We start from the raw sequence: 23,851 nt of genomic DNA, 5'->3' as shown, positions 1-23,851 counted from the left end.
GGTCCGCCCGCCGTTTCGCGTGCGCCGGTCCTTGACGGGCCTGCCGCCGCATGGTGTGCTCAATCGGTAATGGAAACCGTGTTCGTTAGCGATGACGGAGGACCCATGTCGCTCACCGTTCCGCCCGCCCTGCTGCACGCCGCCGAGACCGGCCCCGTGGACGAGGAGGCGTTCGTCGCCTGCGTCCGCGACTCCCTGCCGTACGCCTGGGAGACGGTCAGCCGGGTGGCCGCCGACCTGGCCGCGTCCGACGCCGAGTTCGCCGACAACGTGGTGCCGCCGCCGGGCGACGCCGAGCGCGGGCAACTGCTGCGCGCGATGGCCAGCGACGCGATCCGCGCCGGCCTGGAACGGCACTTCGGGGTGACGCTGGCGTTCCAGAACTGCCACCGGGTGGCGGCGTTCCGCCCCGGCGCGGCCGGCTCCGAGGCGTACCGCCGGTTCACCTCCAGCCGCGGCCAGTTGCTGAACCAGTCACCGGCACTGCGCAACTGCTGACGGCGACGCGCCGCGGGCGGGTCACCGCCCGCGGCGGCTCAGGCGGCGCAGCGGTCGCAGGTGCCGAAGATCTCCAGGGTGTGCCCGACGTCGGTGAAGCCGTGCTGCGCGGCGACCTGGTCGGCCCACCGCTCCACGGCCGGGCCGGCCACCTCCACGGCCCGGCCGCAGCGGCGGCAGACCAGGTGGTGGTGATGGCGGCTCTGGCTGCACCGCCGGTAGAGGTGCTCGCCGCCGGGCAGCCGGGCCGAGTCGATCTCGCCGTTGTCGACGAGCATCTGGAGCGTCCGGTACACCGTGGTGAGGCCGACCTTCGCCTGCCGCTGGACGAGCATCTGGTGCAGCTGCTGCGCGCTGTGGAAGCCGTCCAACTCCCGCAGCAGCGCCAGCACCTCGGCGCGCTGACGGGTGTTGCGGGTCGCCCCGGTCGTCGCCTGGGTCACCGTCGCCTCCCTCGTCCGGGCGCCCGCCCGGCACCCTCGTCCGGCCGCGGCCGCGCCCGGCGCGCCACGTGACACCCGGAACCATTATGCCTTCCGGGCGCACCGCCGATCCCGGGTCCGTGACGGCCCGCCGCCCGCGGTGTGACATGCCCGACCGCCCCGGCCGGAACTATCCGGCGTACCGCGCCGACAAACGGTACGAACACCGGATCTTCGAGGGGACGACGTCATGCCCAGCACCACCAGCCGCCGGTTCCTGCGCGCGGCGGCCCTGATCGGCGCCGCCGTGCTCGCCGCGTCGGTCACCGCCTGCGGATCCTCCGGCACGCCGTCCGCCGCCACGTCGGCGTCCGCCTCGGCGTCGGCGAGCGCGGCGGCGGGCGCGGCGGCGGGCGTGCTCACCGTCCGCGACCCGTGGGTGAAGGCCGCCGACAAGGGCATGACCGCCGCGTTCGCCACGCTCGCCAACGACGGCGACACCGACGTCACGATCACCGGCGTGACCACCGACGTGTCCCGGGCCGAGATCCACGAGATGGCCATGACCGACGGGAAGATGGCGATGCGGCAGAAGCAGGGCGGCGTCGTGGTCGCCGCCCGCTCCCAGGCCGCCCTGGAACCCGGCGGCGACCACCTGATGCTGATGGACCTGACCCGCCCGGTGCGCCCCGGCGACCAGCTCGACATCACGCTCACCTTCGCCGACGGCCGGACCCAGACGTTCACCGCCGTGGCGAAGCCGTTCACCGGCGCCCAGGAGAGCTACGCGCCCGGCCACGGCCCGAGCCCGGCGTCATGACCGGCAGGCGGGTGAGCCGGCGCGGCCTGCTCACCGGAGGCGCGATGGCCGCCGGGGGCGCGCTGGCCGGCGCCGGCGCCCTCACCGCCGTCCGTTCCGGCACTCCCGGGGTACGCCCCGGCGACGCCGTCCCGGTGGCCCAGGTCGGCAGCGCGGTCGAGCCGTTCCACGGCGTCCGGCAGTCCGGGGTCACCACCGACCCGCAGGCGCACGCGGCGTTCGTCGCGTTCACGCTGCGTCCCGGCACCGACCGGGCGGCGCTCGGGCGGATGCTGCGGCTGCTCTCCGACGACGCGGCCCGGCTCACCCAGGGCCGCCCCGCGCTGGCCGACACCGAGCCGGAACTGAGCCTCCTGCCGGCCCGGCTGACCGTCACGTTCGGCTTCGGCCCCGGGCTCTACGCCGCCGCCGGGCTCGACGACCGGCGGCCCGCCTCGGTGGCCGAGCTACCCGCGTTCGGCATCGACCGCCTGCAACCCCGCTGGTCCGGCGGGGACCTGCTGCTCCAGATCTGCGCCGACGACCCGCTCACCGTCGCCCACGCCCAGCGGGTCCTGGTCAAGGACAGCCGTCCGTTCGCCGCCGTCCGCTGGGTGCAGCAGGGCTTCCGCCGGGCGGCCGGCGCCGAGCCGGGGCGTACCCAGCGCAACCTGTTCGGGCAGCTCGACGGCACCGCCAACCCCAAGCCCGGCACGCCCGCGGACACCGCGGTGTGGGTGACCGACGGACCGGACTGGCTGCGGGACTCGACCACGCTCGTGGTGCGGCGGATCAGCATGAACCTGGAGACCTGGGACCTGCTGGGCCGCGCCGACCGGGAACTCGCCGTGGGGCGGCGCCTCGACACCGGCGCGCCGCTGACCGGCCGGGCCGAACACGACGAGCCGGACTTCGCCGCGCTCGGCCCGGACGGGCTCACCGTGATCCCCGACTTCTCGCACCTGACCCGCGCCCGCGTCACCGACGACCGGCAGAAGATCCTGCGCCGGCCGTACAACTACGACGGCGTGCCGACCCCGGAGGGGACCGCGGACAGCGGGCTCGTCTTCGCCTCGTACCAGGCCGACATCGCCCGGCAGTTCCTGCCCGTCCAGCGCCGGCTCGCCGAGCGCGACCTGCTCAACGAGTGGACCACCCCGATCGGCTCCGCCGTGTTCGCCGTACCGCCCGGCTGCCCCGAGGGCGGCTGGATCGGCTCGCAACTGCTCGGCTGACCACCACAGGAAGGCGCGTCATGCGTACCCGTTCCGTCACCGCGCTGCTCGCCGCGGCCCTCACCGCGCTGCTGCTGGTACCGGCCACGCCCGCGGCGGCCCACAACTCGCTCCAGGAGGCCACCCCGGCGCGCGACGCCCGGCTCACCGCCGCGCCCACGCAGGTCACGCTGCGGTTCCTGCAGGGGCTGAACCCCTCCTTCACCACCATCACGGTCAGCGACGCGGCCCAGCGCACGGTGCCCACCTCCGCACCGGCGGTGGACGGCGCCACCGGCACGGTGACGATCGACGAGCCGCTGGGCAACGGCACCTACACCGTCGCGTACCGCGTGGTCTCCCGCGACGGCCACCCGGTCCAGGGTTCGTACCGCTTCACAGTGGCCGACCCGGCGGCGCCCGCACCGTCGGCTCCCGCGTCGGCGGCTCCCACGCCGACGGCGGTTGCCGCGTCGGCCGGCGTGGACGGCGCGGACGACCCGGATGCCTCGGGCGCGCGGTCCGGCGACGACGGCCCGCCGGTCGCGCTGCTGGCGGGTGGGGCGGTCGCCGGGCTGCTCGTGATCACCGGAATCGTGCTGCTGGTCGCACGCCGGGCGCGCGCTCGCCGAACGGACCACTGACGACCGGACCTCGCACGGCGGGGGTCGGGCCACGGGTGAGGGGCCGGTACCGCCTCAGCGGGCGGGCGGCGGGCCGACGCTGCGGCGCGGCACCAGCGTCGGCGCGATCGTCTGCCGCAGCGGCCCGACGGTCTGCGACTCGATCTGGGCCAGGAGCAGGTCCAGACTCGCCGCGGCGACAGCGCCGAAGTCCGGCCGGACGGTGGTCAGCGGCGGGATGAAGTACGCCGCCTCGGGCACGTCGTCGAACCCGACCACGCTGATGTCGTCGGGAACCCGGCGGCCGTGCTCGTGCAGCGCCCGCAGCACGCCCAGCGCCAGATGGTCGTTGGCGGTGAAGACGGCGGTGACCTCCGGCATCCGGGCCAGCATCTGCCCACACCGGTAGCCCGCCGCCGCCGACCAGTCGGCCGGGACCAGCGGCGGGATCTCGGCTCCCGCCTGCCGCAGCGCCTCGCGCCACCCCTCGATCCGGCCGGCGCTGTCGAACCAGTCCGACGGGCCGGACACGTGCCACACCGTGCGATGCCCGGCGGCGAGGAGGTGCTCGGTGGCGGCCCGGGCGCCGGCGACCTGGTCGACTGTGACCAGCGGGATCGGTCGCCGCGGGTCGCCGTCGACAGTCACCAGCGGTACGTCCTGGGGCAGCCGTTCCAGCGCCTCCCCGGCGGACTCGACCGGCGCGATCACCACGATGCCGGCGACCCGGTGTGCCAGGTGCCGTTCCACGGCGGCCGAGATGGAGCGGTGGTCGAGGTCGCGGACGCTGCCGACGCTCACCGCGAAGCCGGCCTCGGCGGCGGTCTGCTCCAGCGCCGCGAGCAGCGACGCCGGGCCGTAGAGCGTGGTGTTCTGCGCGACCACGCCGATCACCTGGGACCGGCCGGTCACCAGCGCGCGGGCCGCGCGGTTGGGCCGGTAGCCGAGTTCGGTGATGGCGGCCTGCACCCGTAACCGGGTCTGCTCACGCACGTTGGGATGCCCGTTGAGAACCCGGGAGACCGTCTGGTGCGACACCCCGGCGAGGCGGGCCACGTCCGTCATCGCAGGACCGCGCACGGCCACCTCACTTTCGCCACTGCCCGCGGCCACACCCGGTCGATCTCGACCGGACCGTCCCGGGTGGCGACAGTCTACGCCAGCGGTCCCATCGGTATCGGCACCGTTGATCGCCCGTTCCCGCCGTGGCGCGACGATATCGGGGAATCGACAGGCGGCTCATTCCCTTCCGTTACGCAGTGGCACGAACAGGCAGCTCGGAGCGGGTGGAATTGCGCCCGGGGTGCGGCATTTCCGGCGATTGCCGGAGCCGCACCCCGGGTTGTCGAAGATGTGTCAACGGCCGCGAATGGTGACCGTTGTCACGGTGTCGTCAGGGAGAACTGCCGCACCGTCACCGCGCCGCCGAGGGATTGGGTGGCGTAGTTGAAGAAGCCGAACCGGTAGCCCATGAAGAACTGCCACGCGTTGTTGAGCGTCAGCGCGTTACCGAGCGACACGAAGTTCACCCCGTCGGTGCTGTAGGAGAACCGCGCCTGCCGGCCCGAGCCGGGCCGGATGTCGGCGTTCGCCCGCAGCCAGATCCGCCCGCCGGACACCGCCGCACTGGCGATCTCCGTCCCGGTGCTCGTGGTGTTCCAGTTCGAGCCCATGGTCAGGCCGTTCGTCATCACCACGCGGGTGGCGCCGTTGTCCCGCCGTACGCCGATCCAGGCCGAGCTGTCCCGCAGCATCGCCAGGCCGGCCCGGTCACCGTCGCGCATGGTCGAGTAGTCCAGCTCGATCGTGCCGGTCGAGGTCGGACCCTGGATGCGGTGGGTGAGCGTGTTGCGGGCCCGGTACAGGTCGTTCGTGACGGTGGCGGTCTGCAACCGCAGGCCGTTGTTCACCGACCATCTGCTGTTGTCCGGGTTGTGGTTCCACTCGTACTGCACGCCGAGCGTGGTGCCGGAGAACGTGTCGGTGCCGGTGAGCGGCTTGACCGGGCGGGTCGGCAGCGGGTTGGGGTAGCTCGCGCCCCAGGCGCCGTTGACGGTCTGCACCTGCGGCCAGCCGTCGGAGGTCCAGGTGATCGGCGCCAGCGTCGGCATCCGGCCGCCCGGATAGGCGTCGGTGAACGCCATGTAGTACCAGGCGCCCGTCTGCGTCTGCACCAGCCCGCCCTGGTGCGGCACACCGCCACCGGAGATCGGGCCGGGCAGGTTGAGCAGCACCTGCCGCTGCTCGTACGGGCCGAACGGGCCGTTCGTGGACTTCAGCACGTACTGGCCGTTGGCCGGCCGGGTCAGCCAGATGTAGTACGCGCCGTTGCGCTTGTAGAAGCGCGCGCCCTCCAGCGTGCCGATGCTCGACGGCGTCTGGTAGACCTGCTGGGCCCGGACCTGGCTGCGCCCGTCGGCGGAGAGCTGGGCCACGCTGATCGTGCCGTTGCCGTAGGCGACGTACATGGTGTCGTTGTCGTCGATCAGCATGCCGGCGTCGTAGTAGCAGTTGGGGATGGTGGTCAGGCGGTTCCACGCGCCGTCCACGGCGGTGGCGGTGTAGATGTGGGTCTGCGCGAAGTCGATGCACCCGGCCCAGTAGAACGTGCGGTTGCTCGGCCGGTAGTTCAGCGTCGACGCCCAGATGCCGTCCACGTACGCCTGCTCGCTGGCGCTCAGGTCGTACTTGGTGCCGAACTCCAGCCGTGGCACCGAGTGCCCGGCGAACTCCCAGTTCACCAGGTCCCAGGAACGCAGCACCGGCGCGCCGGGCGAGTAGTGCATGGTGGAGGCGGACATGTAGTAGACGTCGCCCACCCGGATGATGTCGACGTCGGCGAAGTCCTGCCAGACGGCCGGGTTGGTGAAGCTGCCGCCCGGGTTGCCCGGGTTGCCGGGGTTGTCGCCGACGCGGACGAGCTGCCACTGCTGGTTCGCGCCGTTCCAGTCGTCGTACTGGACGATGTTGCCGCCGTCGGCGGTGGAGGCGTTCTGCACCTCCATCACCTTGTTCGAGTTCCGGTTGATCAGCCGGACGTACCCGCTGTCGGAGTCGGCCAGCCGGAACTGCTGGTTGGTGCCGCCGTGGTCCGTCCACTGCACCACCGCCGCGCCGTTGGCTGTGGACGCGCCGGTCACGTCCAGCACCTTGCCGGAGTGCCGGGACCGCAGCCGGTAGTAGCCACCGCCGGAGTCCACGAACTGCCACTGCTGCCAGGCGCCGTCGTTGCGCGTCCACTGGGTGATCCGCGCCCCGTCGTTCGTCGCCTGGTTGTACAGGTCCAGCGCCTTGCCGCTGTTGCGGTTCACCAGCACGTAGTAGGCGCTGGTGTCCACTGTGGCAGCCGATACCGGCGCGGGCACGGCGCCCACCACCACGCCGCCGACAAGCAGTGCCACCACCCCGGCCAGCAACCGGGACAGGCGTCCACGTCCACGGGACAGTCGAGCCGTCACCACGATCCTCCTTCGTCGACCGGAGCCCGGGCACGGCAGTACGCGCCGACGACGGCAGCGTTATCGCTAACAGCGATGCCCACCCAGGCGGGAGTCGGATCCCTGGCAACTGCGGCGCAGATCGCGCCCGGAACGGCCCGCGAGCGGTGCCGGTGACCCTATCCATCGACTGTGAGCGATAACATGCCGTTCGTCAAGGCGTAACACGGACCCCGCCGCACGGGCGGCCCGAGGCGGCCCGTGGCGGCTCAGAAACCCCGGGCGAGCCGGTAGTACGCCTGGTTCCAGCGCAGCTCGTCCGCGAAGCGGTGGGGGCGCGTCTCGGCGTCGATGACCACCAGCTCGGTCCGGGCCATCGCGGCCAGGTCGCGCAGCTCATCCATGCCGACGGCCTGGGAGAGGACGGTGTGGTGCGGCCCGCCCGCGGTGATCCACGCCTCCGCCGAGCCGGCCAGGTCGGGCTGCGGACGCCACACCGCGCGCGCCACCGGCAGCCGGCGCAGCGGGTGCGGCGGCGGCACCACGTCCACCGCGTTGGCGACCAGCCGGAACCGCTCCCCCATGTCCACCATGCCCAGCACGACCGCCGGGCCGGGCGCGGCGTCGAAGACCAGGCGTACCGGGTCCTCCCGCCCGCCGATGCTCAGCGGGTGCACCTCCGCGCTGGGTACGTCGGCGGCGATGCTCGGGCACACCTCCAGCATGTGCGCGCCCAGGATCAGCTCCTGACCGAACGTCAGGTCGTAGGTGTAGTCCTCCATGAACGAGGTGCCGCCCGGCACGCCGACGGCCATCGCCTTGAGCGTGTGCACCAGCACCGAGGTCTTCCAGTCCCCCTCGCCGCCGAAGCCGTAGCCGTCGGCCATCAGGCGCTGCACCGCGATCCCGGGGAGCTGGCGCAGTCCGCCGAGGTCCTCGAAGTTCGTGGTGAACGCCCGGAAACCGCCGGCGTCGAGGAAGGCACGCAGGCCCAGCTCCTGGCGCGCCGCGTACCGCAGCGAGTCGTGCCGGTCCCCGCCGGGCCGCAGCTCGGACGCGACGCGGAAGGTGTCGTCGTACTCCTTGACCAGGTCGTCGACCTGCGCGTCGGGCACCTGGTCGACGGCGCCGACCAGGTCGTTGACGCCGTAGGTGTTCACCGAGACGCCGAAGCGCAGCTCCGCCTCGACCTTGTCCCCCTCGGTGACCGCGACGTCGCGCATGTTGTCGCCGAAGCGGGCCAGCCGCAGCGTCCGCACCGCCGACCAGCCGATCGCGGCGCGGGCCCAGGCCGCGACCCGCCCGACGACCCGGGGGTCGGTGACGTGCCCGGCGACGGTCTTGCGCGCCACCCCGAGCCGGGTCTGGATGAACCCGAACTCCCGGTCGCCGTGCGCGGCCTGGTTGAGGTTCATGAAGTCCATGTCGATGTCGTCCCACGGCAGCGCCACGTTGGCCTGCGTGTGCAGGTGCAGCAGCGGCGTACGCAGCGCGTCCAGCCCGGAGATCCACATCTTGGCCGGGGAGAACGTGTGCATCCAGGCGATCACCCCGACCGCGCCCTGCGCGGCCGCGTCCCGGCAGGCGGCGAGGATGTCCGCGCTGGAGGTGAGGACCGGCTTCCAGACCACGCGTACGGGGATGTCCGGCGACTCGTCCAGGCGCGCGGCGATCTGCCGGGACTGCTCGGCGACCTGCCGCAGGGTGTCCTCGCCGTAGAGGCCCTGGCTGCCGGTGAGGAACCAGACCTCGGGCTGGGGGTGAGTTGCCATGTTGTTGCCTTCCGCGCTAGGAACCGTCACTTGAACCGGATGCCGATGAGGCGCTGGAGGAGGATGAACGCGAACAGCAGGCCACCGATCACGATCTTGGTCCACCAGGAGTTGAGGCTGCCGTCGAACGTGATCAGCGTCTGGATCACGCCCAGCACCAGCACGCCGAGCACGGTGCCGAAGACGTACCCGGAACCGCCGGTGAGCACGGTGCCGCCGATCACCACGGCGGCGATCACGTCCAGCTCCATCCCGACGGCGATCAGCGGCGCGCCGGACAGCGTGTAGAACGACAGCAGGATGCCGCCGATCGCCGAGCAGAGCCCGCTGATCGTGTAGACGGCGATCCGGGTCCGCGCCACCGGCAGGCCCATCAGCAGCGCCGACTGCGCGTTGCCGCCGACCGCGTACACGTTGCGGCCGAACCGGGTGTACGCCAGCACGTACGCCGCGATCAGCACCACCGCGAACGCGATCAGCACGCTGATCGACACGAAGTTTCCGGCCGGGTCGCCGATGCGCTGCTGCGACATCGAGGTCCAGAAACCGTCGGTGATGGAGATGGAGGCGTCGCTGATGAACGTGCACATGCCCCGGGCGAAGAACATCCCGGCGAGTGTCACGATGAACGGCTGGATCTCGAAGAAGTGGATCGCGCAGCCCATCAGGAAACCGAGCGTCGGGCCGATCAGCAGCGCGATCACCAGCACCAGGGCCGCGGGCAGGCCGTCGCGCAGCAGCGCGGCCGACACCATCGCGGTCATCGCCACCACCGAGCCGACGGACAGGTCGATGCCGCCGGTGAGGATCACGAACGTCATGCCGACCGCGACGACGAGCAGGAAGCCGTTGTCGATGAAGACGTTGAAGACGACCTGGACGTTGGAGAAGGCGCGGTACTGGGACACGCCGATGCCGTACATGACCAGCAGCAGGGCGAGCGTGGCCAGCACCGGGACGTGCCGGCGGGGCAGGCTGGGCCGCCAGGACCGGCCGGTGGTCAACGACGTGCTGCTCATGCCGGCACCTGCTCCTTCTCCCGCTGCGGTGCCGCCGGGCCGGGTTCGGTCCCGCGCCGTCGCCGGCGCAGCCGGGCCCGGAACGCCGGGGCCTGGACGAGGCAGACGGCGATGACGACGACCGCCTTGAACAGCAGCGACGTCTGCGGCGAGATGTTCATGGCGTACACGGTGGTGGTCAGGGTCTGGATGATCAGCGCGCCGAGGACGGTGCCGCCGAGGGAGAACCGGCCGCCGGCCAGTGAGGTGCCGCCGATGACGACCGCCAGGATCGCGTCGAGTTCGATCCACAGGCCGGCGGCGTTGCCGTCGGCGCTGGAGACGTTCGCGGTGACCATGAAACCGGCGAGCGCGGCGCAGACGGCGCTGATCACGTAGACGAGGAAGACGATGCGCCGCGACCGGATGCCGGCGAGCCGGCTGGCCTCGGCGTTGCCGCCGACCGACTCGACGATCAGCCCGAGCGCCGTGCGGCGGGTGAACGCGGCCACGAGCAGCGCGGCGGCGAGCGCGATCAGGATGGCCAGCGGCAGCGTCAGGAAGTGCCCGAGCCCGATCGCCCGGTACGGACCAGAGTTGATCGTGATGATCTGGCCCTCGGTGACCAGCTGGGCGATGCCCCGCCCGGCCACCATGAGGATCAGCGTGGCGATGATCGGCTGGATGCCGATGACCGCCACGAGTATCCCGTTCCAGGCGCCGAGCACGAGCGCGGCGCCGAAGGCCAGGGCCAGCGCGGTGGCCACCGTGGCCGGGCTGTTCTGGTCGGCCGCCCCGCTGATGTGCAGGCAGGCGATCGCGCCGCTGATCGCGCAGAGCGAACCGACCGACAGGTCGATGCCGCCGGTGGCGATGACGAGCGTCATCCCGAGCGCGACCAGGATCAGCGGCGCGCTCAGCCGGAGGATGTCGATCGGCGTGCCGTACAGGTGGCCGTTCTTGACCTCGACAGCGAGGAAGCCGGGACGGTAGACGGTGTTCGCGGCGATCATGACCACGAGCACGAGCGCCGGCCAGAACAGGCGGTGGCCGGTCAGCGGGCGGAGGCGGTCGGCGACGGCGGTCATGGGGTCACCTCCTCCCGGGGCGTTCCACTGGCGATGGTGCGCATGACGCGGTCGGCGTCGAGCGTGTCGTCGTTGTCGAGCTGGGCGACCATCTCCCGGTCGCGCATGACCGCGACCCGGTGGCTCAGGCGCAGCACCTCCTCCAGCTCGGCGGAGATGAACAGCACCGCCATGCCGCCGTCGGAGAGCTGCACCACCAGCTTCTGGATCTCGGCCTTGGCGCCGACGTCGATGCCGCGGGTCGGCTCGTCCAGGATCAGCAGGCGCGGCTCGGTGATCAGCCAGCGGGCCAGCAGCACCTTCTGCTGGTTGCCGCCGGACAGGTTGCGAACCGGCAGTTCCGGGTTGGCCGGGCGGATGCTCAGCGCCTCCACGTACCTGCGGACCAGTTCGTCCTGGCGGCGGCGCGGGATCGGACGCAGCCAGCCGCGCGCGGCCTGCATCGCCAGGATCATGTTCTCCCGTACCGTCAGCTCCGGGACGATGCCCTCGGCCCGGCGGTTCTCCGAGCAGAACCCGACGCCCTGGCCGATGGCCTGCATCGGGTTGCGCACGGGCGCCCGGCCGCCGTCGAGCCGTACCTGGCCGTGGTCGGCCCGGTCGGCGCCGAAGATCAGCCGCGCCACCTCGGTCCGGCCGGAGCCGAGCAGGCCGGCCAGGCCGACCACCTCACCGGCGTGGATGCGGAGGCTGAACGGGGCGACAGCGCCACGCCGGCCCAGTTCGGCGGCGTCCACGAGCGGGACCTCGCCACCGGCGTCGACTGTGGCGCGCTTCTGCTGCTCGTCGAGCCGCTCCAGCACGTCCAGCTCCTGGCCGATCATCTTCTCGACCAGGCTGAACTGCGGCAGCTCCTCGGTGCGGTACTCCCCCACGAGCGTGCCGTTGCGCAGCACCGTGATCCGGTCGGCGATGCCGTAGACCTGGTCGAGGAAGTGGGTGACGAACAGGATGGCGATCCCCTCGTCACGCAGCTGCCGCATGATCCGGAACAGCTGCGCCACCTCGCCGGCGTCCAGACTGGAGGTCGGCTCGTCCAGGATCAGCACCCGGGCCTGCACGTCGATCGCGCGGGCGATGGCGACCATCTGCTGCACCGCGAGCGAGTACGAGCCGAGCGGCGCGGAGACGTCGAGGTCGAGATCGAGCCGGGCCAGCAGGTCGCGGGCCCGGCGGCGCATCTCGCCCCAGCGCACCGCGCCGAGCCGGCGGGGCTCCCGGCCGATGAAGACGTTCTCCGCCACCGACAGGTTGGTGCAGAGGTTGACCTCCTGGTAGACGGTGCTGACACCGGCCGCGGCGGCCTGCATCGGACCGGTGAACGAGACCTGCTCGCCGTCGAGCGTGACGACGCCCGCGTCGGTCCCGTAGACGCCGGTCAACACCTTGATCAGGGTGGACTTGCCGGCGCCGTTCTCGCCCATCAGGGCGTGGACCTCGCCCGGGAACAGCCGGAAGTCGACGTCGTGCAGCGCGCGGACCCCGGGGAAGGTCTTGCTGATGCCGGTCATGGTCAGGACCGGACGGTTACCCGTCATCCCATCGGACCTCTTCTTCGACGGTGGTGGTACGGGGGCCGCCGTCGGTTGCGACGGCGACCCCCGGGTGACTCAGTACTTGCGGTTGGGCAGTGCCTCCTTGGCCTGCTCCTGGGTGAACGTGGTCTCCTCGGTCTCGATCCGGGCGGGCACCTCCTCGCCGGCCTTGACCTTCTTGACCAGGTCCATCAGCTGCGGGCCGAGCAGCGGGCTGCACTCGGCGATGAAGTTGAACTTGCCGTCCGCGAGGGCCTGCATGCCGTCCTTCACCGCGTCGACGGTGATGATGGTGATGTCCTTGCCGGGCTCCTTGCCCGCCGCGGTGATCGCCTCGAGCGCGCCCAGGCCCATGTCGTCGTTGTGCGCGAAGAGCACGTCGATCTTCGGGTTGGCCTTGAGGAACTGCTCCATCACCTGCTTGCCGCCGGCGCGGGTGAAGTCACCGGTCTGCGAGGCGACGATCTTCAGGTTCGGGTTGGCGGCGATCGCCTCGGCGAAGCCCTTCTTCCGGTCGTTGGCCGGCGCCGAGCCGGTCGTGCCCTGCAGCTCCACGATGTTGACCGGGCCGGACGCCGCCTTCTTCTGCTCCACCAGCCACTCGCCGGCGAGGCGGCCCTCCTTGACGAAGTCCGAGCCGAGGAACGTCTTGTAGAGCGACTTGTCGGCCGAGTCGACGGCGCGGTCGGTCAGGATCACCGGGATCTTGGCGTCCTTGGCCTCCTTGAGCACGGTGTCCCAGCCGGACTCCACCACCGGCGAGAAGGCGATCACGTCGACCTTCTGCTGGATGAAGTTGCGGATCGCCTTGATCTGGTTCTCCTGCTTCTGCTGGGCGTCGTCGAACTTCAGCTCGATGCCCGCCTCGGCCGCCGCCTCCTTGATCGAGGTGGTGTTGGCGGTGCGCCAGCCACTCTCGGCGCCCACCTGGGAGAAGCCCAGGACGATCTTGTCGTTGCCGTCGCCGGAACCGCCGCCGGTGTCGCTGTTGCCGCACGCGGCCATGCTGGCGGCGAGCAGCACGCCGGCGAACGCCGCGATGACAGTGCGTGCCGTGCTCCTGCTTCTCATCGATTCTCCTCCGGGGGTTGGATGTTCCGGGCGCGCGACCGGCGGAAACCGGAGCGGCCCGGATGTGGTGGTGGGGGGTGCGCGGCGCGGTCCGGGGTCAGTGCGCCGACGGGCGTTGGCCGTACACGTTCTGGTAGCGGTCGTAGAGCGAGTCGATGTCGGCCGGCGCGATCGGCACCGGCCGGCCGAGCGCGCGGGCCAGGTGTGCGGTGCGGGCCACGTCCTCGCACATCACCGCGGCCTTGACCGCCGCCCGGGCGTCGCGGCCGATGGTGAAGACGCCGTGGTTGCGCATGAGCACCGCGGGTGAGCGGTGCCCGGACAGCGTGCTGACGATGCCCTTGCCGATGTCGTCGCCGCCGATCAGCGCAAACGGCCCGATCGGGATCTCCCCGCCGAACTCGTCGGCCTGCGCGGTCAGCCAGCACGGGATCGCCTCGCCGCGGGCCGCCCAGGCGGTGGCGTACCCGCTGTGCGTGTGCACGACGCCGCCGACCTCGGGCATCGCGCGGTAGACGTAGGCGTGCGCGGCGGTGTCGCTGGACGGGGCGCCGTCGCCGTCGACCACCGCGCCGTTGAGGTCGCAGACCACCATGGCCCCGGCGGTCAGGTCGTCGTAGTCGACGCCGCTGGGCTTGATGACCATCAGGTCCTGACCGGGTACGCGGGCCGACACGTTCCCGGCGGTCCAGGCCACCAGGTCGTAGCGGGTCAGTTCGCGGTGCAGACGGGCCACTGTCTCGCGCAGCGCGTCGACCTGGCTGTTCATCCGACCACCTCCAGGGTCGCGGCGGCGCGGTCCGCGGCGGCGTCGACCGCCGCGTTGCGGATCGCCCGCAGGCGGAGCATGACGTCGTTCGCGCCGCGGCCGAAGTGGTCGTGCAACGCGCGGTACTCGGCGTACAGGGCGTCGTAGGCCCGCACGTTCTCCGGTACGGGCCGGTAGACGGCCTCGTCGATGCGCCCCATCGCGGCGGACGCCTCGTGGATCGTCGGGTACGCCCCGGCGGCGACAGCCGCGTGGATGGCGGAGCCGAGCGCCGGGCCCTGGGCGGAGCCGATGATGCTCAGCGGCCGGTTCGTGACGTCGGCGTAGATCTGCATGAGCAGCCGGTTGGAGGTGAGACCACCGGCCACCACCAGGTCGTCGACCGGCACCCCGGCCTGCCCGAACGCCTCGACGATCATCCGGGTGCCGTACGCGGTCGCCTCCAGCAGCGCGCGGTAGACGTCCGACGGCCGGGTGGCCAGCGTCAGCCCGACGATCATCCCGCTGAGGTCGTGGTTGACCAGCAGGGACCGGTTGCCGTTCCACCAGTCCAGCGCCACCAGCCCGTGCGCGCCGACCGGCTGGGCGGCGGCGGCCTCGGTGAGCCGCTCGTGCGAGTCGAACCCCGCCGGGGCGGCGTGGCGGACGAACCAGCCGAAGATGTCCCCCACCCCGCTCTGCCCGGCCTCGAAGCCCCAGGCGCCGGGGCTGATGCCGCCGTCGACCACGCCGCACATGCCCGGCACCTCGGCCGGGTGGGTGCCGTTGAGGACGTGGCAGGTGGAGGTGCCCATGATGGCGACCAGCCGGCCGGGCCGCAGCGCCTGGGCCGACGCGGCGGTGACGTGGGCGTCGACGTTGCCCGCCGCGACCGCGATGCCCTCGGGCAGTCCGGTCCAGGCCGCGGCGCGGGCGCTGAGCGTGCCGGCCCGCGCGCCCAGCGGCAGCAGCGGACCGTCCAGCTTGGCCACGAAGTCGGCGAATCCGGGGTCGAGCGCGGCCAGGTAGTCCGGCGACGGGTAGCGGCCGTCCTGCCGGATGCCCTTGTAGCCGGCCGTGCAGACGTTGCGGGTCTCGGCGCCGCACAGCTGCCACACGATCCAGTCGGCGGCCTCGATGAAGCGCTCGGCCCGGCGGTAGACCTCCGGGTCCTCCTCCAGGATCTGCAGGCCCTTGGCGAACTGCCACTCCGCGGAGATCTTGCCGCCGTAGCGGCCGAGCCACGGTTCGCCGCGTTCTTCCGCCAGCGCGTTGATCCGGTCGGCGTGCGGCTGCGCGGCGTGGTGCTTCCAGAGCTTCACCCAGGCGTGCGGGCGGTCGCGCAGTTGCGGGACCTCGCACAGCGGTGTGCCGTCGGCGAGCGTCGGGAGCACGGTGCAGGCGGTGAAGTCGGTGCCGATGCCCACCACCCGGGACGGGTCCACGCCGGCTTCGGCGAGCGCGGCCGGCACCGCGTGGCGCAGCACGTCGCGGTAGTCGTCCGGGTCCTGGAGGGCCCAGTCCGGGGGCAGCGCCGGGCCGCCGTCGGGAAGCGCGGTCTCGATGACCCCGCGCCGGTACTCGTGCACCGCCGTACCGAGTTCGGCGCCGTCCCGGACGCGGACCACGAGCGCCCGCCCGGACAGCGTGCCGAAATCGACACCGATCACGTACCGGTCGGACGCGTCCACTTCGCTCATTTGCACCTCCGCCGTGTCACGGAGTTAGTGTTAGCGCTCACATATACATCCGTCAAGACACCTCCGGGCAACAGCTACGTAACGAGGAACCGCCCTCGCCGGACCACCGCGGCCGGGCGGCACGGACCGGCGGGGCCGCGCCCGGAGGAGATCCACACGGACGCGCTCCCGGTCCGGCCGCCGAGTCCCGGCGAGCACCTTGTTAGCGACAACAATCGATGCCTTAGTGGATCGTCGAACCGCCGCGATCGGCGCTGCGGGCTGCGGCCCGCGGAGAGGGCCTCCCGGGGTCACAGAGCGCCCCTCAGCGGCACTTTTCCCGGTCCCGACACCCGCGCGAACGGTCGCCGACACGGGCCGGGCGGACCGTCTCGCTATTTACATGCTTTGATGTCAGCGATAACATTCTCGCCATCCCTGCTTCGTGGCGCCGCCGTCCGGGAAACCCCGGCGCCGCAGCCGGGCGGCGACGCGGACGGCGACCCCGTCGACCGCCGGACCCACCACCCACGAGCGCCCGCCGGTGACCGGCCGGCCCCTCTCCACTGCCGTGCCGCGTACGTCCCCGCGCACCCCGGGCGACGCCGCGCGATCGGCGGGCCGCTCCCAACCGGACGCCGGCACGGCCGGCGCCCGGCGACCGAGGAGGATCAGTGCGCAGATGGACCCGACGGACGCTCGCCGTCCTGGGCGTCGCGGCGGTGGCGCTCGCCGCGACAGTCACCGACCAGGCCGTGGCCCCGCGTCCCGCCCGGGCGCTGGACAACGGCGTCGCCCGTACCCCGCCGATGGGGTGGAACACCTGGAACACATTCGGCTGCAACATCAACGAGACCCTCATCCGCCAGACCGCCGACGCGATCGTCAGCAACGGCCTGCGCGACCTCGGGTACAAGTACGTCGTCGTGGACGACTGCTGGTTCGACCCGAACCGGGACTCGCAGGGCAACCTCCAGGCCCACCCGCAGCGGTTCCCCAGCGGGATGAAGTCGCTCGGTGACTACCTGCACGCCCGGGGCCTGCTGTTCGGCATCTACCAGGTGCCGCTGGACAAGACCTGCGCCCAGGTCGGCGGCGCGTTCCCCGGCGCCACCGGCAGCCTCAACCACGAGTACCAGGACGCGCGGCAGTTCGCCGCCTGGGGCGTGGACTACCTGAAGTACGACTGGTGCTCGTCCACCGGCACGATCAACGACCAGGTGGCGCGGTTCGGCATCATGCGCGACGCGCTGGCCTCCACCGGCCGGCCGATCGTCTACAGCATCAACCCCAACAGCTACCACGCCAAGACCGGGCCACAGCGCAACTGGAGCGACGTGGCGAACCTCTGGCGGACCACCGAGGACATCACCAACGCGTGGAACACCGGCCAGACCAACGGCTACCCGATGGGCATCCAGAACATCGTCGACGTCACGGTGCCCCTGGCCGGGTACGCCGCGCCCGGCGGGTTCAACGACCCGGACATGCTCGAGGTCGGCCGAGGGGGCATGAACGACACCGAGATGCGCAGCCACTTCGCGCTCTGGGCGGTCCTCGCCGCGCCACTGATGATGGGCAACGACGTGCGGTCGGCGAACGCGGCCACGCTGGCGATCCTGCGCAACGCGAACCTGGTCGCGATCAACCAGGACACGCTCGGCCGTCAGGCGGCCCAGGTCTCCTTCGACGGCACCCGGCGGGTGCTGGCCAAGCCGCTGGCCAACGGCGACGTGGCGGTCGCCCTGTTCAACCAGGGCAGCTCGACCACCACCGTCTCCACCACCGCGGCGGCGGTGGGCAAGAGCGGCAACTCGTTCACGCTGCGCGACGCGTGGACCGACGCCACCTCCACCAGCACCGGCACGATCTCCGCCAGCGTGCCCGCGCACGGCACCGTGGTCTACCGGGTCAGCGGGGGCGGCACCACCACGCCGCCGCCGGTCCCGACCACGTTCCGGCTGCGCAGCGAGTCGTCCGGCCGGTGCCTCGACGTGGACAACGCCGGCACCGCGAACGGCACCGGGACGCTGATCTGGGACTGCCACAACAACGCCAACCAGCAGTTCACCGCCAACGGACAGGCGTTGCAGGTGCTCGGCAAGTGCCTGGACGTGCCGACGAACGCGACGGCCGGCACCCGGGTGCAGATCTGGGACTGCAACGGCGGCACCAACCAGCAGTGGACCATCAACGGCAACGGCACGGTGAGTAACGGGCGCTTCCCGTCGCTGTGCCTGGACGTCGACAACGCGGGCACCGCCAACGGCACCCGGGTGATCGTCTGGACCTGCCACGGCAACGCCAACCAACGGTGGAGCCGGGCGTGAGCGGCTACGGCCGGTGAACGGCGGTCGGCCGGACGAAGGGGCGAGCGTCCGGCCGGCCGTCACCGGGCGCCGGCGGCCCGGCGCTTGTTCCAGATGTCGAACGCCACCGCGACGAGCAGCACCAGGCCCTTCACCACCGACTGGACGGACTGGTCGACGCCCATGAGCTGCATCCCGTTGCTCATCACCGCCATGATCAGGCCACCCACCATGGCGCCGACCACGGTGCCGACGCCACCGGTGACGGCCGCGCCGCCGATGAACGCCGCCGCGATCGCGTCCAGCTCGAACATGTTGCCCGCCGCCGGCTGGGCCCCGTTGGACCGGGACGAGTAGATCACGCCCGCCACGGCGGACAGGAAGCCCATGTTGACGAAGATCCAGAAGTTGACCCGCTTCACCCGTACGCCGGACAGCATCGCCGCGGGCAGGTTGCCGCCGATGGCGTACACCTGGCGGCCGAACACCGTACGGCGGGTGAGCAGGCCGTAGACGAGCACGAGCACGGCGAGCACGATCAGCACGATCGGCAGGCCCCGGGCGTGGGCGAGCTGCCAGGCGAACCACATGACCACGGCGCCGACCACCACGATCCGCAGCACGAACAGCGGGAACGACTCCACGGGCTGCTCGTGGCGCACCCGGGCGACCCGGGTCCGGAACACGCTCACCGCGTACCCGACCACGGCGAACGCGCCGATGAACAGCGTGAAGGCGTCGTAGCCCTGGCCGCCCAGCAGACCGTTGAGGAACCCGGCGGCGACCCGCTGGTACTCCTCCGGGAACGGCGACAGCGAGATGTTGTCCAGCACGCGCAGCGTCAGACCTCGGAACAGGAGCATGCCGGCCAGGGTGACGATGAACGCCGGGATGCCGGCGTACGCGACCCAGAGCCCGTGCCACGCACCGACCGCGACGCCCACCGCGAGCGCGGCCAGGACGCCGGCCCACCAGGGCATGCCCTCGCGGATGACGAGCACCGCAGAGACCGCTCCGGTGAGCGCCACCACCGATCCCACGGACAGGTCGATGTGGCCGCCGATGATCACGATGACCATGCCGATCGCGAGCACCAGGATGTAGGAGTACTGGAGGACGATGTTCGTCAGGTTGCCGGGGCTCAGCGAGACGCCGTCGGTGAGGACCGCGAACAGCGCCACGATCACCACCAGGGCGATGTAGATGCCGCTCTGCCGCAGGTTGCCCAGGATCAGCGCGCGCGGATCGCTGGTGCCGGTGTGCAGGGTCGCCGCCGCGCCGGTGTCCGGCGCGGCGATCTTCGTGGCGGGGGGAGGCTTCGTGCTGGTCATCGGACGAGATCCCTGTCCTTGGTCATGAGTTCCATCAGGTTCTCCTGGGTGGCCTCGGCCACCGGCATCTCCCCGGTGATGCGGCCGGCCGCCAGGGTGTAGATGCGGTCGCACATGCCGAGCAGCTCGGGCAGTTCGGAGGAGATGAGCACGACGGCCTTGCCGTCGGCCACCAGCCGGTTGACGATCGTGTAGATCTCGAACTTCGCGCCGACGTCGATGCCCCGGGTCGGTTCGTCGAGGATCAGCACGTCCGGGTCGGTGAACAGCCACTTCGCCAGCACGACCTTCTGCTGGTTGCCGCCGGAGAGCTTGCCCACCACCGACATCACGGTCGGCGCCTTGATGTTCATGTCGCGCCGGCCCCGCTCGGCGACCTGGATCTCGCGGTTGCCGTCGATCCAGCCGTGCCGGGCCAGCTTGTCGAGCGCGGCGGCCGAGACGTTGCCCCGCACGTCGTCGATCAGGTTGAGGCCGTAGTGCTTGCGGTCCTCGGTGGCGTACGCGATGCCGTTGGCGATGGCCTCGGCGACAGTGCGCGCCCGTACCTCGCGGCCCTTGACGAACAGCCGGCCCCTGATGTCCCGGCCGTACGCCCGGCCGAACACGCTCATCGCCAGCTCGGTGCGCCCGGCGCCCATCAGGCCGGCGATGCCGACGACCTCCCCGGCCCGCACGTGCAGCGAGGCCCGGTCGACGACCAGGCGGTCCTGCGTCGGGTGGCGCACCGACCAGTCCTCGATGCGCAGCACCTCGTCGCCGGGGGTCACGCTGCGGGTCGGGTAGAAGGCGGCCAGGTCGCGGCCGACCATGCCGCGGATGATCCGGTCCTGGGTGACGGCGCCGTCGGACATGTCCAGCGTCTCGACGGTACGGCCGTCGCGGATGACTGTGGTCGAGTCGGCGACGGCGGTGATCTCGCCGAGCTTGTGCGAGATCATGATGCAGGTGATCCCCTGGTCGCGCAGCCGGCGCATCAGGTCCAGCAGGTGCGCGGAGTCGACGTCGTTGAGTGCCGCTGTGGGCTCGTCGAGGATCAGCAGCCGTACCTTCTTGGACAGCGCCTTGGCGATCTCCACGAGCTGCTGCTTGCCGACGCCGAGCTGGATGACCGGGGTGACCGGGTTCTCGTGCAGCCCGACCGACCGCAGCAGCGCCGCGGCCTCCGCGTTGGTCCGGTGCCAGTCGATGAGCCCGCCGCGGCCGCGGCGCTCGTTGCCGAGGAAGATGTTCTCGGCGATCGACAGGTAGGGCACCAGCGCGAGTTCCTGGTGGATGATGACGATGCCGCGGGCCTCGCTGTCCTGGATCCCCCGGAACCCGACCGGCTCGCCGTCGAAGACGATCTGGCCGTCGTAGCTGCCCGCCGGGTAGACGCCGGACAGCACCTTCATCAGGGTCGACTTCCCGGCGCCGTTCTCACCGCAGATCGCGTGGATCTCGCCACGCCGTACGGCGAGCGAGACGTCCTGGAGCGCGGTCACGCCCGGGAAGGTCTTCGTGATGCCACGCATCTCGAGGATGTGATCGCTCATGGATATCCGTCCTGCTCGTGGTCGTGGTGTCCGGAGCGGACGGGCCCGGTGGCGCGGGCGGCCGCGGCCGCCGGGCCCGTCGCCGCGGGTCAGCCGGCCCGGCCCGCGGCGACCTCCTGCTCGGTCAGGTAGCCGGAGTCGATCAGGACGGACTTGATGTCCTCCTTGTAGACGGTCTGCACCGGCAGCAGGAACGCCGGCACGACCTTGACGCCGTTGTCGTACGCCTTGGTCTCGTTGGCCTTCGGCTCCTCCTTGCGCAGGAACGCCTCGGCGGCGATCACCGCCTGCTCGGCCAGCAGCCGGGTGTCCTTGAAGACGGTCGAGCTCTGCACGCCGTCGTTGATCAGCTTGACCGAGGCGACCTCGGCGTCCTGGCCGGTCACCACCGGCATCTTCTTGGCGCCGCCGCGGTAGCCGGCGTTCTGGAGCGCGGTGATGATGCCGCGGGACAGGCCGTCGAACGGCGACAGCACGCCGTCGACCTTGCTGCCGTCGTTGTAGCTGGAGGTGAGCAGGTCCTCCATCCGCTTCTGCGCGGTCTCCTGCTGCCAGCGCAGGATGGCGGCCTGCTCGATCTTGGTCTGCCCGGACTTGACCTTCAGCGTCCCGGCGTCGAAGTACGGCTTCAGCGTGTCCATCGCGCCGTTGAAGAAGAACCCGGCGTTGTTGTCGTCGAGCGAGCCGGCGAACAGCTCCACGTTGAACGGGCCGGTGGCGGTGCCCTTGGCGCCGTCCTTGGTGAGCAGGCCGAGCCCGACCAGGAGCGCGTTGGCCTGCGCCACGCCGACCTTGTAGTTGTCGAAGCTGACGTAGAAGCTGACGTTCGGGCTGTTGCGGATGAGCCGGTCGTAGGAGATGACCGGGATCTTCGCCGCCGCGGCGGCCTGGAGCTGGCCGCTGAGCGCGGTGCCGTCGATCGGGGCGATGACCAGCACGTCCGCGCCCTGCGTGATCATCTGGTCGATCTGCTGCGACTGGGTCGGGATGTCGTCCCCGGCGTACTGGAGGTCGACCTTGTAGCCCTTGGCCTGGAGCTTCTCCTTCACCGAGTTGCCGTCGGCGATCCACCGTTCCGAGGTCTGCGTCGGCATCGAGACGCCGATCGTCAGGTCGCCGGGCTTGGCCGAGCTGGTGTCTCCGCCGCCTCCCGCGCCCTCGCCGCTGCAGGCGGCCAGGCTGATCGCGAGCGCGGCACCGCTGAGTGCGGCCAGAAGTCGTCTGCGCACGAGCGTCCTCCCTGTCGTGGCGGTCCCTGTGACACAGGTAACCCTCACGGGGAGTGTTAACGCTCACAAGTTGCCCCGTCAACCAATCGCGCGAAATGCGCATGTCTCTTTCTCGTAACAGAGACGACAGTCCAGGTCGGACGGGACGACGTAGCGGAACACCGCGGAGGCGACGGCGCGCCGCCCCCGCGGTGGCCCGGCTCAGGTCGCGGAGCAGGTGGGCGTCATGCCCGATCCGCTGCCGTTGCCCTGGAACCCGAACTCGGTGCTCTGACCGGCGCCGAGCTGGCCGTTGTAGCTCACGTTCGCGAACCGCACCGTGCCGCTGCTCCCGCTCGCGGTGGCGCTCCAGGTGTTGGTGATGCTCGCGCCGCCCGGCAACGTCATGGTGACGGTCCATCCCCGGGTGCCCGACGAGCCCGCGGTCACCTTCACCGTCGCCACGAACCCACCGGTCCAGGAGTTCAGCGACACCGAGGCCGAACACCCGCCCTGACCCGGCGGCGGGGTGGTCGGGTTGTTCGGCGGCGGGGTCGTGGTCGGCGGCGGGTTGTTGCCGCCGGCGTTCAGCGCGTCGAGCACCGCGTTGTACGCCGCCTTCTTGTTGCCCGCGCAGTCGAACAGCAGCGCGTTGTCCGAGCCGCGCCACGAGTCGCAGTCCCGCACGCCCCAGACCGTGATGCCGGTGCAGCGCGACACCGCCAGGCAGGCGCGGGTCACGGCGGCGTAGATGTTCGCCTGGTTGCCGCCGGTCATCACGTCCAGCTCGGTGATCTGCACCTCGACGCCCAGGTCGGCGAAGCGCTGGAGGTTGGCCTGGTAGTCGCCGGGGATCGTGGTGCCCAGGTGCGACTGGAAGCCGACGCAGTCGATCGGCACGCCGCGCGACTTGAAGTCGCGGACCATGTTGTAGATGCCCGTCGACTTCGCGTTGATGCCGTCGGTGTTGTAGTCGTTGTAGCAGAGCTTCGCGCCCGGATCCGCGGCGCGGGCCGCCCGGAACGCCGCCTCGATCCAGTCGTTGCCGGTGCGCTGCAGGTTCGAGTCGCGGCGCCCGCCGCTGCCGCCGTCGGCGAACGCCTCGTTCACCACGTCCCAGGCGTAGATCTGCCCCCGGAAGTGGGTGGCCACCTGGGTGACGTGGTTGATCGCGGCGTTGCGCAGCGCGCTGCCGGACAGGCCCTGTGCCCACGACGGCTGCTGGGCGTGCCAGAGCAGCGTGTGCCCGCGTACCGACATGCCGTTCGCGCGGGCGTGGCTGACCAACCGGTCGCCGCCGGTGTAGCTGAACCGCCCCTGCTGCGGCTCGGTGGCGTCCCACTTCATCTCGTTCTCGGCCACCACGGAGTTGAACTCGCGGTTCAGCACCGTGGCGTACGTGTTGTCGGACAGCTTGCCGGTGGCGACGGCGGCGCCGAAGTAGCGGCCCTTCTCGGCCGCCGCCGCGCGCAGCGTGGTGCCGGCGCTCGCGGCCGGCGCCAGGGCCACCGCCATCCCGGCGGCGAGCGCGCCGGCCAGGATGCCGGTGGTCAGCAAGGCTCTCTTTCGTCTCATGCGGATTCC

At 71.5% G+C, this 23,851-nt stretch carries 19 protein-coding genes; 5 read left to right on the top strand and 14 right to left on the bottom strand.

Annotation, left to right across the window (positions count from 1 at the left end; all coding sequences use genetic code 11):
* Window positions 1-105: 105 nt before the first annotated feature.
* Window positions 106-498, top strand: a complete 393-nt coding sequence (locus tag FB455_RS12500) for an SCO5389 family protein (RefSeq protein WP_013286816.1) — start codon at window positions 106-108, stop codon at window positions 496-498.
* A 38-nt stretch (window positions 499-536) separates the two neighbouring features.
* On the opposite strand, the gene FB455_RS12495 is transcribed toward FB455_RS12500, so the two are convergent.
* Complete coding sequence (locus tag FB455_RS12495) at window positions 537-941, bottom strand: Fur family transcriptional regulator (RefSeq protein WP_013286817.1); 405 nt, start codon at window positions 939-941, stop codon at window positions 537-539.
* Between the two features lie 229 nt (window positions 942-1,170).
* Here FB455_RS12495 and FB455_RS12490 point away from each other — a divergent pair, with 229 nt between their 5' ends.
* The 3 genes from FB455_RS12490 to FB455_RS12480 are packed head-to-tail and all read left to right on the top strand — an operon-like array spanning window position 1,171 to window position 3,577.
* Window positions 1,171-1,740 (top strand): copper chaperone PCu(A)C, encoded by a 570-nt coding sequence (locus FB455_RS12490; protein ID WP_145753454.1) that lies wholly within the window; start codon window positions 1,171-1,173, stop codon window positions 1,738-1,740.
* Complete coding sequence (locus FB455_RS12485; protein WP_145753452.1) at window positions 1,737-2,954, top strand: Dyp-type peroxidase; 1,218 nt, start codon at window positions 1,737-1,739, stop codon at window positions 2,952-2,954. The genes FB455_RS12490 and FB455_RS12485 overlap by 4 nt, the downstream gene beginning before the upstream one ends.
* Before the next feature lie 20 nt (window positions 2,955-2,974).
* The gene (locus FB455_RS12480; RefSeq protein WP_145753449.1) at window positions 2,975-3,577 is read left to right on the top strand and encodes a copper resistance CopC family protein; all 603 of its coding nucleotides are present in this window, start codon (window positions 2,975-2,977) and stop codon (window positions 3,575-3,577) included.
* A gap of 54 nt (window positions 3,578-3,631) precedes the next feature.
* Here the strand turns inward: FB455_RS12480 and FB455_RS12475 are convergent, their stop codons facing one another.
* The 9 genes from FB455_RS12475 to araB form a co-directional block, all read right to left on the bottom strand.
* Window positions 3,632-4,621 (bottom strand): LacI family DNA-binding transcriptional regulator, encoded by a 990-nt coding sequence (locus tag FB455_RS12475; protein ID WP_030268480.1) that lies wholly within the window; start codon window positions 4,619-4,621, stop codon window positions 3,632-3,634.
* Window positions 4,622-4,938: 317 nt separating this feature from the next.
* Window positions 4,939-7,014: an RICIN domain-containing protein gene (locus tag FB455_RS12470; RefSeq protein WP_013476442.1), complete on the bottom strand. Its 2,076-nt coding sequence runs from the start codon at window positions 7,012-7,014 to the stop codon at window positions 4,939-4,941.
* Between the two features lie 248 nt (window positions 7,015-7,262).
* A complete protein-coding gene (araA, locus tag FB455_RS12465; protein WP_145753447.1) occupies window positions 7,263-8,765 on the bottom strand; it encodes an L-arabinose isomerase in 1,503 nt (500 codons plus the stop codon).
* Between the two features lie 26 nt (window positions 8,766-8,791).
* Window positions 8,792-9,784, bottom strand: a complete 993-nt coding sequence (yjfF, locus tag FB455_RS12460) for a galactofuranose ABC transporter, permease protein YjfF (protein WP_013286824.1) — start codon at window positions 9,782-9,784, stop codon at window positions 8,792-8,794.
* On the bottom strand, window positions 9,781-10,851 hold the full coding sequence (locus FB455_RS12455; protein ID WP_013286825.1) for an ABC transporter permease: 1,071 nt from the start codon (window positions 10,849-10,851) through the stop codon (window positions 9,781-9,783). Before FB455_RS12455 ends, yjfF begins: the two co-directional genes overlap by 4 nt.
* The gene (locus FB455_RS12450; RefSeq protein ID WP_145753445.1) at window positions 10,848-12,389 is read right to left on the bottom strand and encodes a sugar ABC transporter ATP-binding protein; all 1,542 of its coding nucleotides are present in this window, start codon (window positions 12,387-12,389) and stop codon (window positions 10,848-10,850) included. Before FB455_RS12450 ends, FB455_RS12455 begins: the two co-directional genes overlap by 4 nt.
* Before the next feature lie 72 nt (window positions 12,390-12,461).
* Window positions 12,462-13,457, bottom strand: a complete 996-nt coding sequence (locus tag FB455_RS12445; RefSeq protein WP_013286827.1) for an ABC transporter substrate-binding protein — start codon at window positions 13,455-13,457, stop codon at window positions 12,462-12,464.
* A gap of 97 nt (window positions 13,458-13,554) precedes the next feature.
* Window positions 13,555-14,226 carry an L-ribulose-5-phosphate 4-epimerase gene (locus FB455_RS12440; RefSeq protein ID WP_145753443.1) on the bottom strand — a complete coding sequence of 224 codons (672 nt, stop codon included), beginning with the start codon at window positions 14,224-14,226 and terminating at the stop codon, window positions 13,555-13,557.
* The gene (gene araB / locus FB455_RS12435; RefSeq protein ID WP_145753441.1) at window positions 14,223-15,905 is read right to left on the bottom strand and encodes a ribulokinase; all 1,683 of its coding nucleotides are present in this window, start codon (window positions 15,903-15,905) and stop codon (window positions 14,223-14,225) included. Before araB ends, FB455_RS12440 begins: the two co-directional genes overlap by 4 nt.
* 653 nt (window positions 15,906-16,558) lie before the next feature.
* On the opposite strand from araB, the gene FB455_RS12430 reads away from it, so the two are divergent.
* A complete protein-coding gene (locus tag FB455_RS12430; RefSeq protein WP_145753439.1) occupies window positions 16,559-18,214 on the top strand; it encodes a ricin-type beta-trefoil lectin domain protein in 1,656 nt (551 codons plus the stop codon).
* A gap of 59 nt (window positions 18,215-18,273) precedes the next feature.
* On the opposite strand, the gene mmsB is transcribed toward FB455_RS12430, so the two are convergent.
* The 4 genes from mmsB to FB455_RS12410 all read right to left on the bottom strand — a co-directional run bounded on the left by mmsB (window position 18,274) and on the right by FB455_RS12410 (window position 23,842).
* Entirely contained in the window at window positions 18,274-19,524 is a 1,251-nt protein-coding gene (mmsB, locus tag FB455_RS12425; RefSeq protein WP_013286831.1) for a multiple monosaccharide ABC transporter permease, read from the bottom strand.
* Window positions 19,521-21,059, bottom strand: coding sequence for a multiple monosaccharide ABC transporter ATP-binding protein (gene mmsA, locus FB455_RS12420; RefSeq protein WP_047890368.1), 1,539 nt, complete (start codon window positions 21,057-21,059; stop codon window positions 19,521-19,523). Before mmsA ends, mmsB begins: the two co-directional genes overlap by 4 nt.
* An 89-nt stretch (window positions 21,060-21,148) precedes the next feature.
* Entirely contained in the window at window positions 21,149-22,288 is a 1,140-nt protein-coding gene (gene chvE / locus FB455_RS12415) for a multiple monosaccharide ABC transporter substrate-binding protein (RefSeq protein ID WP_013286833.1), read from the bottom strand.
* 201 nt (window positions 22,289-22,489) lie between these two features.
* Entirely contained in the window at window positions 22,490-23,842 is a 1,353-nt protein-coding gene (locus FB455_RS12410; protein ID WP_013286834.1) for a glycoside hydrolase family 10 protein, read from the bottom strand.
* Between the last annotated feature and the right edge of the window lie 9 nt (window positions 23,843-23,851).

The sequence above is a fragment of the Micromonospora sp. CNZ296 genome (assembly GCF_007827635.1).
This window is presented reverse-complemented; position numbering and strand designations above follow the sequence as displayed.

Bases quoted from the DNA above. Each gene is read 5' to 3' on its own strand.
- FB455_RS12480 (WP_145753449.1), top strand. From the start codon at position 2,975: ATGCGTACCCGTTCCGTCACCGCGCTGCTCGCCGCGGCCCTCACCGCG.
- FB455_RS12475 (WP_030268480.1), bottom strand. From the start codon at position 4,621: ATGACGGACGTGGCCCGCCTCGCCGGGGTGTCGCACCAGACGGTCTCC.
- mmsB (WP_013286831.1), bottom strand. From the start codon at position 19,524: ATGACCAGCACGAAGCCTCCCCCCGCCACGAAGATCGCCGCGCCGGAC.
- FB455_RS12500 (WP_013286816.1), top strand. From the start codon at position 106: ATGTCGCTCACCGTTCCGCCCGCCCTGCTGCACGCCGCCGAGACCGGC.
- FB455_RS12485 (WP_145753452.1), top strand. From the start codon at position 1,737: ATGACCGGCAGGCGGGTGAGCCGGCGCGGCCTGCTCACCGGAGGCGCG.
- FB455_RS12410 (WP_013286834.1), bottom strand. From the start codon at position 23,842: ATGAGACGAAAGAGAGCCTTGCTGACCACCGGCATCCTGGCCGGCGCG.
- yjfF (WP_013286824.1), bottom strand. From the start codon at position 9,784: ATGAGCAGCACGTCGTTGACCACCGGCCGGTCCTGGCGGCCCAGCCTG.
- FB455_RS12450 (WP_145753445.1), bottom strand. From the start codon at position 12,389: ATGACGGGTAACCGTCCGGTCCTGACCATGACCGGCATCAGCAAGACC.
- FB455_RS12445 (WP_013286827.1), bottom strand. From the start codon at position 13,457: ATGAGAAGCAGGAGCACGGCACGCACTGTCATCGCGGCGTTCGCCGGC.
- araA (WP_145753447.1), bottom strand. From the start codon at position 8,765: ATGGCAACTCACCCCCAGCCCGAGGTCTGGTTCCTCACCGGCAGCCAG.
- FB455_RS12490 (WP_145753454.1), top strand. From the start codon at position 1,171: ATGCCCAGCACCACCAGCCGCCGGTTCCTGCGCGCGGCGGCCCTGATC.
- araB (WP_145753441.1), bottom strand. From the start codon at position 15,905: ATGAGCGAAGTGGACGCGTCCGACCGGTACGTGATCGGTGTCGATTTC.
- mmsA (WP_047890368.1), bottom strand. From the start codon at position 21,059: ATGAGCGATCACATCCTCGAGATGCGTGGCATCACGAAGACCTTCCCG.
- FB455_RS12455 (WP_013286825.1), bottom strand. From the start codon at position 10,851: ATGACCGCCGTCGCCGACCGCCTCCGCCCGCTGACCGGCCACCGCCTG.
- FB455_RS12440 (WP_145753443.1), bottom strand. From the start codon at position 14,226: ATGAACAGCCAGGTCGACGCGCTGCGCGAGACAGTGGCCCGTCTGCAC.